The organism is Janthinobacterium sp. EB271-G4-7A, assembly GCF_020858075.1.
GTDB classification, from domain to species: Bacteria; Pseudomonadota; Gammaproteobacteria; order Burkholderiales; family Burkholderiaceae_D; genus Janthinobacterium; species Janthinobacterium lividum.
Window position 1 is genome coordinate 526,804 of sequence record NZ_JACYMI010000003.1, and the last position, 11,670, is coordinate 538,473.

The window sequence follows — 11,670 nt, forward strand, 5'->3', positions numbered from 1 at the left end:
ATTATTCACCGGCCAGTTGCACGTCCCACCACGTGGGTAGCAGCTGGCGGATTTCCGGGCGCGAAAAACGGTCGTCGATCAGGTAGACGACCCCCTTGTCCGACTGCGTGCGGATCACCCGGCCAGCCGCCTGCACCACCTTTTGCATGCCGGGGTACAGATATGTATAGTCGTAGCCGGCGCCAAAGATGTCGCCCATGCGCTGGCGGATCTGTTCGTTGACGGGATTGATCTGCGGCAAACCGAGGGTGGCGATGAAGGCCCCGATCAGGCGCGCGCCCGGCAAGTCGATGCCTTCGCCGAAGGCGCCGCCGAGCACGGCAAAGCCGATGCCGCGCGTATCCAGGCCGAAGCGGCCCAGAAATTGCGCACGCGCCCCGTCATCCATGCGGCGCGGCTGCTGCCAGATGGGCACGTCCGGGTAATGCTGGGCGAATAGCTGGGCCGTCTTTTCCATGTAATCGAAGCTGCTGAAGAAGGCCAGGTAGTTGCCCGGCGTTTCCGCATACTGGCGTGCCATCAGTTGGGCGATGGGCAGCAGCGAGGCGGCGCGGTGCTGGTAGCGCGTGGAAATGGTGTCGGCCACGCGCACGGACAGTTGTTCCGCCTGGAACGGCGATTCCACGTCGACCCAGGCCGTGTCGGCCGGCATGCCCAGGGTGTCGCTGTAGTAATTCCACGGGCTCAGGGTGGCGGAAAACAGGGCCGTGCTGTGGCTGGCCGCGAAGCGCTCCTTGAGAAACGGTGCGGGCACGATATTGCGGATGCAGACGGTGGAACCAGCTGTGGTACCCGTGTCCGTCTTGCTGACGTCGAACAGCGAATGCTCGCCAAAGCTCTCTGCCAGGCGGTTGATCAGCAGCACGTCGAAATAAAAGCGCTGCAAATCTTCGTCCAGCGCCGCCGCGTGGTCGGCCAGGTAGTCGCCGATCGCCGTGGCCACGCCTTGCAGGGCGCCAAAGAATTTGTCCGGCAAGGCCGCATGCACGTGGTAGTCGCCATCCTGCTCCTTCAACAAGGCCGTCCACTGGCGCGAGAGGCGGTCCAGCGGCTTTTTCAAGGCGTCGGGCGCGAACTTGCGCAGCATTTTCAGATTGATCTGCGCCAGCTCGGCCGAATACATGCTGCGCGCGCGCGACACCATATTGTGCGCTTCGTCGACCAGCACATTGACTTTCCAGTCGTGGGCCAAAGTCATGCCGTACAGCATGGCGCTGAGGTCGAAGTAATAATTGTAGTCGCCGATGACGACGTCGCTCCAGCGTGCCAGCTCCATGCCCAGGTAGTACGGGCAAATACCCTGCTGCAAGGCGATGGCGCGCACGGCTTCCTTGTCGAGGATCAAGCCGCTGGCCAGCGCGACCTCACGCGCCAGCGGCAAGCGGTCGTAAAAACCTTTTGCCAGCGGACATGATTCGCCGTGACAGGCTTTGTCCGGATGTTCGCAGGCGCTGCTCTTGGCGCTCAGCTCCAGCACGCGCAGCGGCAGCAGGGGCGCGCTATCTTTCAGGATGGCGCAGGCGTCGAGCGCCATTTGCCGCCCCGGCACCTTGGCGGCCAGGAAAAACAGTTTATCCAGGCGATGCGCGGCCGTCGCCTTCAACATGGGAAACAGGCTGCCCACCGTCTTGCCGATACCGGTCGGCGCCTGCGCCAGCAAGCCGCAGCCACGGCTGCTGGCCTTGTACATGGCCTCGGCCAGCTGGCGCTGGCCCGGGCGAAAGTCCGCATGGGGAAACGCCATGGCCGTGAGCTGCGCGTCGCGGCTGGCGCGGTGCGCCATTTCCTGCTCGGCCCAGTCGAGGAAGAGGGCGCAATGCTGTTCGAAGAACAGACGCAGCGCCTCGGCCGTGCATTCCTCGTGCATGATGGTTTCCTTCTGGCTCACGATATCGAAATACACGAGCGCCACGCGCAGCATGGGCAGGTTCAGTTGCTGGCACAGCAGATGGCCGTAGATGCGCGCCTGCGCCCAGTGCAGCTGGCGGTGGTTGGCAGGCATGGCATCCAGGTCGCCGCGGTACGTCTTGATTTCTTCCAGCTGGCGGCGCGCCGGGTCGTAGCCATCGGCGCGCCCGCGCATGTGCAGGGGGCCGAAGTGGCCGGACAGGCTGATTTCGCGCTGGTAATCGTCGTCGCGCCGGCTCGTCACGGTGGCGTGGCCGGCCATGCCTTCCTGCGCCGTAGGCGAGGGCGTGAAACGCAAGTCCAGGTCGCCCACCTTGGCGGTGAATTCGCACAGGGCGCGCACGGCGATCGTGTACCTCCTGGCGCTCATGCGCCCACCTGCCATTGCAGGTAGCACACGCTGACGGGCATGGCGTGCTCGGCGCAATACGCGATCCAGCGCAGCTGGTTGTCTTGCAGGCGGTCGCCCGGACCCTTGACTTCGATCATGCGGTAGCGCTGTTCGGCCGGCCAGAACTGGATCAGGTCGGGAAAGCCGCTGCGGTTGCTTTTGATGTCGAGCAAGATGCGCTCGAATGCCTTCTTCAGATGCGCTGCCGGAATGCAGGCCAGCGCCAGGTCCAGCAAGCCGTCGTCCAGCACGTCCCAGCTGACGAAGGGCGAGACGATGCCGTGCTTGGCGGCAAGCGTGGCGCGGATGGTGGCCTGGTAACTGCCGTCGTCCAGCTGCGCCAGGCAGGCGGCAAAGTCGCTGCTGCGGCGCAGGTAAAAATCGGCGCTGTGCAAGTCGGCTGGCCCACGGTGGAACGGGTGGAAGAAGGCGCCCGGCATGGCCTTGAAGATGGCGGGCCAGCACAGCAGGCCGAATAGTGAGTTGATCAGGGTGTTTTCCACGTAATACACGGGCGCGCCGTCCTGCATCAGGTGTTGCTGCACCACGCCTTCCACGTAGCACGCTTGTTCCGGATAGGGCAGCCGCAGGTCGATGCGCTCCACGGCTGCTGCTGCATTGGCCGCCTGCTTCGCATGGCCCAGCTTGCGCCGCAAACGGGGGGCCATGCGCAGCAGCAATTGCTGTTCCGCCTCGCTTTCCGGCGCGGCCAGGGCGATCAGCAGGCGTTCGTAGGCCGCTTGCGGCTGTTCATCTTTTTCCAGGACGCGGATGGCGCGGCCACGCGCACCCGGATAGCGGCAATCGGCATAGGCGCGGTAGGCGGCCGGCCAGTCCTGGCATTTCTCCAGGTGCTGGGCGATCTGGAAGCGCAGCTTGTCGCGGCGGCTGGCCAGCCAGGTATTGTCCTCGGGTAATGGCAGCGCAGCCAGTTCCTGCAGCACCTCGTCGGCTGGCGCGCTGTCGTTGTAGCGTTCGCGGCACTGGTGCAGCACTTCATAGTGCTCGATATCCTGGCGCGTGCGAAAGCCCCTCGACTGCGGCGAGAATTCCACTTTTTCATATTGATACACACCGAGGTCGGACAGCACGAATTCCGACCAGTCCTGGTGATAGTTGCCAAAGTAAATCAGGCGCAGGCGGTCGCACAGCGTTTGAAGTCCGATGCGGTACAGCACGTCGGTGCAGGCCGGATGCCAGGCGGAAAACGGTTGACTTTCCGCATGCAGTACGCGCAAGGCCTCCAGTTGTTCCGCCTTGCGCGCCGCCTTCAGGGGCGCGTCGAGGCGGAAGGCCTGGGCGATTTCCGCTTTCAGCAGCAAGTCGAACAGTTCATCGAGCGCAATGACAGGATCGGCCTCGACCCAGCCTGTCTCCAGCAGGGGCAGGGCAGCCGCGCGCGTGTCGCCGATTTCCGGGTAATTGAGCTTGCTGGCGCGAAATAGACAGCCCTTGCGCATGACGAGGCGCACGAACAGGGCGCGCGACGGCTGCGGCAGTGCGCTGAATGCGGCGATGAACTGCGTTTCTTCAGCACTCAGCAGATCGGCGTAGCGCGCGCTGATCCAGTTCAGCACGTCCTGGAAATTATCCAGATAGTACAGGGGATTTTCCAGGACTCTCAACATGGGGATGGCAATAGGGCAAGATGCAAGGTGAACGATTTTACTGTGTTTATATACAGTTTAAACCTTCAGCCGCCGCTTGCCCAGCGATTTTATGTTCAGTCAGCCCCGCTGTAGGCAAAACAGCTGTCGAACTTTTCGTAGGGAATCAGTTCGGCGCGCAGGCTGGCCAGTTCGATATTGGTCAGCAAGCCCCGGTGCGTTTCCGTGGGCCCCTTTGGCAGCTCCACCTCGTAATCGATGATGTCCCTGGCCAGCAGCGTTTGCAGCACCTCGGCTTGCCGCGCCGTCAGGTAGCGCGCGTGGGTGCCCAGGGTTTTTGCCAGTTGATCCTTGAATTCCTCGTCGCCGACATCGTTGTACGTATCCTGGTCGGCCATGCTGTTCAACAACATGTGAAACAGGAAGTCCTGCAGGTTTTTCGCCAGGTACTGGGCTTCATTCTGGTCGTGCCATAGCAGCACGATGGGCATCTCGCCATCGTGCTGGCCAGACGCGAAAAAGCAGTAGTGGTCGCCCGCGCCCGTTTGCGCGAACGGGATGAACTGGAAGGCGGGATCGATCTGCCGGTAATCGTCCGCGCCCAGCAAGCTTTCCACTTCCGCAGCAACGGCCTGGATGTTGAGCAATTCGAAATCGTCTGCATGCAGCAGCAGGGTGGGGCGGTCCGTCAACGTGGGATAGACCAGCTTGTACCAGTCGGGGCCATATTCACCCACGGCCAGCATGCCGTCGCTTTCCAGTTGCCGGTACAGTGAAGGGTAGGTAAAGCCGTGTTGCTGTTCAATTTCTGACAGTGTCATGTTTGCCCTGTTAAACGTGAGTCATAGGGCAATGATAGCCGAGGCGATGGCGCGCACGGTTCACGCCATGGCGGCAAGGCTTGGCATAATTAATAAACATTTTAGTTTACTTATGTGGCGTGCTCACGTAGTCTTGCCAGACAATATCCATCGAGCCCGCATGAAAAACATCATCCTGATTTCCGCCGCCTGTTTGCTGGCGCTGCTGTCGACCATCGGCGCCTCGCTGCCGTATCCGATCCTGCCGCCCCTGTTTGCGGCCGAAGCGCCGAATGCCTTCAATAATTTTCTCGGCTTGCCGTCCAAATTGCTGTTCGGCCTGGCGCTGACCATCAACCCGCTGGGATTGCTGATCGGTTCGGCCTTGCTGGGACCGCTTTCCGACCGCTATGGCCGCCGCCCCTTGCTGATGCGCACGGCCGTGGGCGCCGCCATCGGCCATGCCATCACGGCCTGGGCGCTGGTGATCCAGTCCTACCCGCTGTTCATCGTCGCCCGTTTCATCACGGGTTTGCTGGAGGGAAACGGCGCCGTGGCGCGCGCCATGCTGGCCGACCAGTTGACGGGACCGCTGCGCCTGCGTGCCATGTCGTGGCTGAATGGCGCGTTTTACCTGGGCTGGCTGGTGGGCCCGATCCTGGCGGGTGCGACACTGCATTGGGGCGTGACGGTGCCGTTCTGGATCGCTGCCGCCGCCCTGATGCTCGTCGCCGTGCTGGTGGCCGTGGGCTTGCCGCGCGAAACGCCGTCGTTGCTGACGACGTCGTGGTGGCAAGTGGCGCGCGACCGCCATTCGCTGAACCTGCTGCGCCATGAGGAGCTGCGCACCCTGTTCATCGTGCAGCTGGCGCTGACGTGCGGCGTGGCCAGCTTCTACGAGTTCTATCCGCTGTGGCTGGTCGAGACGGCGAATTACCATGCACAGGAGATTGCCTGGGTGAATGTGGGCCTGTGCGGCACGATGACGGTCACGTCCTTGCTGGCGGGCGGACCCAGCCGCCATGCGCCGCTGCTGCGGGCCAGCTGGTATGCCTGCGGCGTGGCGTTGGCCGTAGGAATCTTGGCACTGGGTAATATCTGGGTGGGCATCGCTGCCATCGTGCTGTTCGGCATTCCGAATGCCCTGTACAACACGGTGATCCAGGGCTGGTGCGCCGAACGCTTCAGCGCGCACGGGCAGGGCGCCGTGATGGGCTTGCTGGCCACCACCTTTTGCATCGCCAACATCGTCGTGGCCCTCAGCGGCTCCGTGCTGACCCTGATCGACACGCGGCTGATCCTCGTCGCGGGCGCCTTGTCCGCCGCCTGGGCCGCGTGGCGCATGGCGGCCTGGCGCCGCCAGCTGGCCGGCGTGGGCGACACGCAAGCTGTGGCATGAGCGCGAGCATGAATACGTCGGAGCAGATCCTGTTCCTGCTGAAGATGCGCGGGCCGCAGACGGCGCAGCAACTGGCGGCCTTGCTCGATATCACGTCCATGGGCGCGCGGCGCCAGCTGGAAGCGGCGCTGGAACGTGGCCTGGTGGCTTTCGAGGACGTGGCCGACAAGGTGGGGCGCCCGTCGCGGCGCTGGACGCTGACGCGGGAGGGCCATGCGCGCTTTCCTGACCGCCATGCCGACCTGACCCTGGAATTGATAGCGCAGGTGAAAACCCAGTTCGGTGACGAGGGCCTGGATAAACTGATCAGAGCGCGCGAGCGCAGCAGCGAAGCCGCTTACGGCAAGCTGGTCGACCCGCAGCTTGCGCTGGCGCAACGAGTGGACAGCCTGGCGCGGGCGCGCGATGGCGAGGGGTACATGGCCCATGCGGAACCGCAGGACGATGGCAGTGTCTTGCTGGTGGAAAACCATTGTCCGATTTGCGCGGCCGCCACGGCATGCCAGAATTTCTGCCGCTCGGAGCTGGCCATCTTTCAACGGGTACTGGGGGGCGATTGCACGGTGGAGCGCAGCGAATATCTGCTGGAGGGGGGGCGGCGCTGCGTGTACCGGATCATACCCATCGGGGTCTGAGGAGTCAGGCCCCGATAGTTGTAGGTCGGGTTAGCGTTGCGCGCGTAACCCGACATCACCATTGGCGCCAACAATGCGTCGGATTACGCGCGGCCTTGCCGCGCTAATCCGACCTGCATCACTTACTTTTTGGCAGCCTTCGGCTTGGCGGCAGGCGCTGCCTTTTCAGCCGCGGCGGTGGCGCCGCTCGTCGCCTTTTCCGTTGCCTGCGCCACTTGCGCGCTGGCCTTGGCGATCTGCTCTTCCACGGTCTTCACGGCCTGTTTCGTGGCCTTGGTCACCTGCTCGTAGCCGAGGAAGGCGTTGTCGATGGCGGCCTTGACGATGGCGACAGCATTTTCCGAACCGGGCGGCACGTTTTTCGTGACGTCGTAGATCAGGGCGCTCAGATTGCTTTTCGCTTCAGCCACGTGGGCTTCGGCGGCCGTGGTGAATTCCGTGTGGATTTCCTTGATGATGTCGTCGAGTTGCTGTTTATACGCTTTTGCGCCGGCCACGCCCGGTTGCAGCTGGGCGGCGGCGGCGGCCATGGCGGCCTTCGGATCCTTGGCCTGGCTGATTTCCTTGCTGGCGGCAAGGCCATCCTCGATGCCGGACTTGGCGGTGGCCATGTTCAGCGCCAATACCTGTTCCACGCCTTGCACGGCCTTGGAGGTGAGGGTGTTGAAGGTCATCAGCTGGAATTCAAACAGGGCCTTGGTGGCCGATGCGAATTGTTCGGGATTCGTAAACATGTGGTCTCCTCGGTTTGAATAGATACGTTCTTATCGTTCCATACTCTTTCGACGCCGCAATGCCATCGCTTGATCTCAAGCCGGTGCCCCGTGTGGTCATGACCCCATTATTTAACAAGCGCCGGTTTTTCGCAACGGCTATCTTTGTACGGCCCCGAGGCCAGTTCCCAGCCAAATCCCAGGGGCGATTGGGCGCACGACAGGGTGCCGTCGATCTTGCTGCGCCATTTGTACCAGGGGGCAGGGCCGGCCGAGGCCCACGCGCAGGCGGCCAGCAGGGCCGTGGCGATCAGGTATTTCATAGTTGCTCCGAAAGAAAAGCCTGCCGGCATTGTAGCGCGCCTGCCGTTCAGGGCGCGGGCGATTGCGGCGCCGTGGCGGGCAGCTGCAGGGTGAAGGTGGTGCCGCTGCCGGCACCGGTGTTGCTGGTGGCGTCGATATGGCCGCCCAGCACACCCGTGACGATGTTGTGCGCCACATGCAGGCCCAGGCCAGAGCCGCCGGAACCGAGCTTGGTGGTGAAGAAGGGGTCGTAGACGTGCGCCAGGTCGTCGGCGGCGATGCCCACGCCCGTGTCGGCGATGGACAGGGTGATCGTCTGCCCATCGTCGCTGCCGCGCGCCGTGATGGCGATGTTGCCGCCGCTGCGGCCCTCGAAGGCATGGCGCAGGCAATTTTCCAGCAGGTTGCTCAGCACCTGGCCCAGCGGGCCGGGATAGCTGTCCATGGCCAGGCCGTCCGTCACGTCCTGCGTCAGGCTCAGGCCGGCGGCTTTGAGCGGCGTGGACATGGGTAGCATCAGTTCGGCGACGAACTGGCGCAGCAGAAAGTGGCGGCGCTGCGAACTGGCGCGGTCGACGGCGATCTGCTTGAAGCTCGAGACCAGGTCGGCGGCGCGCTGCAGGTTGCGCAGCATGATGGCGTCCGCCTCGCTGGCCTGGGTCAGGTAGGCGCCCAGTTCGGAGCGGCGCAGGCCGTCGAGGAAGCTGGCCTGGATTTCGCGCGTGCGTTCGGCCATGGTGGTGGCCACCACCAGGCCGTTGCCGATCGGCGTATTGAGTTCATGCGCGATGCCGGCCACCAGCGCGCCGAGCGCGGCCAGCTTGTCGCGGCGCACCAGTTCTTCCTGCGTGATGGACAGGTTTTCCAGCGCGGCGGCCAGTTCGAGGTTCGTTTGCTCCGAGTGTTCCTTGGCCTGCGTCAAGGCCGCCGTGCGTTCGGCCACCAGCTCTTCCAGGTGGGCGCGGTGGCGCTGCAGCTCGCGTTCGTGGCGCATGCGGCCGATGGCGATGCCGGCCAGGTCGGTCGCCGTGTCGATCAGTTCCAGGTCGCGCGCGTCGGGCTGGCGCACTTCGCGGTAGTACATGGCGAACGAGCCGAGCACGGCGCCATCCTGGCCGAAGATGGGGCGCGACCAGCAGGCGCGCAGGCCGAACGGCGCGGCCAGCTCGCGGTAGGGCGCCCACAGCGGATCGCGCATGATGTCGGTGACCACCACCGGTTCGCGCAGGAACATGGCGGTGCCGCAAGAGCCCACGCCTGGGCCGATGGCCACGCCTTCGAGCAGGGCCATGTATTCGGGCGGCAGGCTGGGACCGGCCGCGCTGTGCATGTGGATGCCGTCATCGTCGAGCAGCATGATGGAGCAGAGCACACCGCGCGACTGGCCTTCGATCAGCAGCAGCAGCTGGTTCAGGGTGGGGATCAGGGGCGCACCCTTGGCGACCATTTCCAGCAGGGTGCTCTGGCCCGCGCGCATGGCTTCGGCCAGGTTGCGTTCGGTCAAGTCGATGATGCGCGCATGCACGAGCTGGCGGCCCGGCACGGACAGGCGCATCAAGCGGATTTCGCAGGCGATCGGGTGGCTGTCGCGGTGGCAGCAGTTGGCGCGGAAGACGACGATCTTGCCTTGCAAGGTATCGCGGATCTTTTCTTCCAGCAATTGTGGCGAGGCGCTGCCATCGCTCTGATGCCTGGGGAACAGGGGCTCCATGCCGCCTTGCAGCAGCTCGGCCAGCGGCATGCCGAACAGTTCTTCGGCCAGGTGGTTGGCGTCGATCAGCAGGCGGTTGTCGATATCGAACAGCAGCACGGCGTCGGGCGAACCGGCCAGGATGGAGTGGTAATTGACTTCCAGCGTTTGCGGATGCAGGGGGCGCGGTGGCGTGGCGGGAGTGGTGTAGGGGCGGGCGGCTGGCGCCTCGGCCTTGTGCAGCGCCAGTTCCATGAGGATTTTTTCCGCCACGTCGCGCGCATTGAAGGGCATCTTGATGTAGTCGCTGGCGCCGGCGCCCACGCTGCGGCCCTGTTCCTCGGCGCTGGGAGTGGCCGACATCAGCAGCAGGGGCACGCCGTGGCGTCCGCCCGCATTGCGCAGGCGCATGCAGGTGGCGCCGATATTTGTGCCCGCCAGCGCCGCGTCGAGCAGGATCAGGTCCGTGCCGCCGGCCGCCAGTTCCACGCCTTCGTCGATATCGCCCGCCAGTCCCGTGCCCAGGTTATGCCGGTCCAGCACATACAGCAGTTCGCGCACATCATTCGGCGAATTGCTGACCAGCAGCACATTGGCCCGGTCGGTGATGGAGGAAATCAACTGGTTCATGGTATCGCGCCCTTACGCGGTTCATGGGCCTAGTATTACATCAAGGCAAGTAGGAGTAAACGATAATTCTTGATGACCAAAAGCAATCTGTTCAAGCCGCTTTTTGCGCTGCCGGTACCGCTTCCAGGGCCGCGCGCGCCTGTTCGATGCGCGGGTAATTATCCTCGATCCAGTCGACCAGCACGGCCAGGCGCTCGGCCGCCTCGCGTCCCAGCGGCGTCAGGCTGTATTCCACCTTGGGCGGTATCACCAGATACGCCTGGCGCAGCACGAAACCGTCGCCCGCCAGCGCTTCCAGGGTTTGCGCCAGCATTTTTTCGCTCACGCCGCCCACTTCGCGGCGCAGTTCGCTGAAGCGCCGCGTGCCGCTCAGCAGCAATACCAGCACCAGCACGGCCCAGCGGCTGGTCAGGTGGCTGAGCACGGCGCGCGACGGGCAGGCCGCCGCCAGCAGGTGCGCCCCCTGGTTTTGGCGGGCGAGGGCGGTGCGCAGGCTGGCGCCAGGAGTGTCTGTGGACATGATAGTTGGACCTGTAAATGTAGATTTCATTCATACTTACCAAAAGGTACGTACTTACAATAAGTAAGCAATAGTCCTATTATAGGGTTTTACCACCCACGTACCAAGGAGAAATCATGATCGTCATCACCGGCGCCACAGGCAATCTGGGCCAGCACGTCATCGCCAGCCTGCTCACATCCGTCCCCGCAGCCAATATCATCGCCGCCGTGCGCAACCCGGCCAAGGCCGCCGGCCTGGTCGCCCAGGGCGTGCAAGTGCGCCAGGCCGATTACAACGATGGCGCCAGTCTCGATGCGGCATTCAAGGGTGCAACGAAGATCCTGCTGATTTCGTCGAGCGAAGTGGGCCAGCGCGCGCAGCAGCACCAGAATGTCATCGATGCAGCCAGGCGGGCCGGCGTGGCCTTGCTGGCCTACACCAGCGTTTTGCGCGCCGACACGTCGCCGCTGGGCCTGGCCGCCGAGCACGTCATTACGGAAGCGGCCATCCGCGCATCCGGCCTGCCGTACAGTTTCCTGCGCAACGGCTGGTACCTGGAAAACCATACGGAGCACCTGGTGCCCGTGCTCGAGCATGGCGTCGTGCTCGGTGCGGCGCAAAACGGCCGCTTCTCGTCCGCCGCGCGCCTTGACTACGCGGCGGCGGCGGCCGCCGTGCTGACGGCGCCCCAGCCGCAAGCCATCTATGAACTCGCTGGCGACGAGGGCTTTACCCTGACGGAATATGCGGCCGAAGTGGCGCGCCAGTCGGGCAAGGCGATTGCGTACAAGGATATGCCGCAGGCGGACTTCAAGGCGGCGCTGGTGAGCGTGGGTGTGCCGGAAGGGTTTGCCGACCTGCTGGCCGACTCCGATGCGGGTGCGGCCAAGGGCGGCCTGGAAGACAATGGCAAGCAATTGAGCGCGCTGATTGGCCGTCCGACGACGAGCCTGTTTGACGCCGTGAAGGCGGCGCTGGCCAAATAAGGGAAAGGGCCGCGGCAGCGCGGCATCTTGAAATGAAAAAAGCCGCAAACTCGTGAAAGTTTGCGGCTTTTTTGCGAATTAGGTAATGGTGCCCACGAAGGGACTC

10 protein-coding genes are annotated in these 11,670 nt (G+C 63.9%); 3 read left to right on the plus strand and 7 right to left on the minus strand.

Features of this window, described 5'->3' with window-relative positions; all coding sequences use genetic code 11:
* Position 1: 1 nt before the first annotated feature.
* From IGS58_RS22830 to IGS58_RS22840, 3 genes are all read right to left on the minus strand, one after another.
* On the minus strand, positions 2-2,278 hold the full coding sequence (locus tag IGS58_RS22830) for an ATP-dependent DNA helicase (RefSeq protein WP_230522764.1): 2,277 nt from the start codon (positions 2,276-2,278) through the stop codon (positions 2-4).
* Entirely contained in the window at positions 2,275-3,927 is a 1,653-nt protein-coding gene (locus IGS58_RS22835) for a VRR-NUC domain-containing protein (RefSeq protein ID WP_230522765.1), read from the minus strand. The genes IGS58_RS22830 and IGS58_RS22835 overlap by 4 nt, the downstream gene beginning before the upstream one ends.
* A 95-nt stretch (positions 3,928-4,022) precedes the next feature.
* On the minus strand, positions 4,023-4,727 hold the full coding sequence (locus IGS58_RS22840) for an SMI1/KNR4 family protein (protein WP_230522766.1): 705 nt from the start codon (positions 4,725-4,727) through the stop codon (positions 4,023-4,025).
* A 160-nt stretch (positions 4,728-4,887) separates the two neighbouring features.
* Here IGS58_RS22840 and IGS58_RS22845 point away from each other — a divergent pair, with 160 nt between their 5' ends.
* The gene (locus IGS58_RS22845) at positions 4,888-6,105 is read left to right on the plus strand and encodes an MFS transporter (protein WP_034778162.1); all 1,218 of its coding nucleotides are present in this window, start codon (positions 4,888-4,890) and stop codon (positions 6,103-6,105) included.
* Between the two features lie 8 nt (positions 6,106-6,113).
* Positions 6,114-6,740 (plus strand): helix-turn-helix transcriptional regulator, encoded by a 627-nt coding sequence (locus IGS58_RS22850; protein ID WP_230522767.1) that lies wholly within the window; start codon positions 6,114-6,116, stop codon positions 6,738-6,740.
* A 122-nt stretch (positions 6,741-6,862) separates the two neighbouring features.
* On the opposite strand, the gene phaP is transcribed toward IGS58_RS22850, so the two are convergent.
* The 4 genes from phaP to IGS58_RS22870 all read right to left on the minus strand — a co-directional run bounded on the left by phaP (position 6,863) and on the right by IGS58_RS22870 (position 10,596).
* The gene (gene phaP, locus IGS58_RS22855) at positions 6,863-7,474 is read right to left on the minus strand and encodes a TIGR01841 family phasin (protein WP_034778166.1); all 612 of its coding nucleotides are present in this window, start codon (positions 7,472-7,474) and stop codon (positions 6,863-6,865) included.
* A 107-nt stretch (positions 7,475-7,581) separates the two neighbouring features.
* Positions 7,582-7,776, minus strand: coding sequence for a hypothetical protein (locus IGS58_RS22860; RefSeq protein WP_151094197.1), 195 nt, complete (start codon positions 7,774-7,776; stop codon positions 7,582-7,584).
* A gap of 47 nt (positions 7,777-7,823) precedes the next feature.
* Positions 7,824-10,076, minus strand: a complete 2,253-nt coding sequence (locus IGS58_RS22865) for an ATP-binding protein (RefSeq protein WP_230522768.1) — start codon at positions 10,074-10,076, stop codon at positions 7,824-7,826.
* Between the two features lie 91 nt (positions 10,077-10,167).
* Entirely contained in the window at positions 10,168-10,596 is a 429-nt protein-coding gene (locus tag IGS58_RS22870) for a winged helix-turn-helix transcriptional regulator (RefSeq protein ID WP_230522769.1), read from the minus strand.
* A gap of 116 nt (positions 10,597-10,712) precedes the next feature.
* Here IGS58_RS22870 and IGS58_RS22875 point away from each other — a divergent pair, with 116 nt between their 5' ends.
* Complete coding sequence (locus IGS58_RS22875; RefSeq protein ID WP_230522770.1) at positions 10,713-11,564, plus strand: SDR family oxidoreductase; 852 nt, start codon at positions 10,713-10,715, stop codon at positions 11,562-11,564.
* Positions 11,565-11,670: the final 106 nt, after the last annotated feature.

Bases quoted from the DNA above. Each gene is read 5' to 3' on its own strand.
- phaP (WP_034778166.1), bottom strand. From the start codon at position 7,474: ATGTTTACGAATCCCGAACAATTCGCATCGGCCACCAAGGCCCTGTTT.
- IGS58_RS22865 (WP_230522768.1), bottom strand. From the start codon at position 10,076: ATGAACCAGTTGATTTCCTCCATCACCGACCGGGCCAATGTGCTGCTG.
- IGS58_RS22875 (WP_230522770.1), top strand. From the start codon at position 10,713: ATGATCGTCATCACCGGCGCCACAGGCAATCTGGGCCAGCACGTCATC.
- IGS58_RS22835 (WP_230522765.1), bottom strand. From the start codon at position 3,927: ATGTTGAGAGTCCTGGAAAATCCCCTGTACTATCTGGATAATTTCCAG.
- IGS58_RS22850 (WP_230522767.1), top strand. From the start codon at position 6,114: ATGAATACGTCGGAGCAGATCCTGTTCCTGCTGAAGATGCGCGGGCCG.
- IGS58_RS22830 (WP_230522764.1), bottom strand. From the start codon at position 2,278: ATGAGCGCCAGGAGGTACACGATCGCCGTGCGCGCCCTGTGCGAATTC.
- IGS58_RS22845 (WP_034778162.1), top strand. From the start codon at position 4,888: ATGAAAAACATCATCCTGATTTCCGCCGCCTGTTTGCTGGCGCTGCTG.
- IGS58_RS22840 (WP_230522766.1), bottom strand. From the start codon at position 4,727: ATGACACTGTCAGAAATTGAACAGCAACACGGCTTTACCTACCCTTCA.
- IGS58_RS22860 (WP_151094197.1), bottom strand. From the start codon at position 7,776: ATGAAATACCTGATCGCCACGGCCCTGCTGGCCGCCTGCGCGTGGGCC.
- IGS58_RS22870 (WP_230522769.1), bottom strand. From the start codon at position 10,596: ATGTCCACAGACACTCCTGGCGCCAGCCTGCGCACCGCCCTCGCCCGC.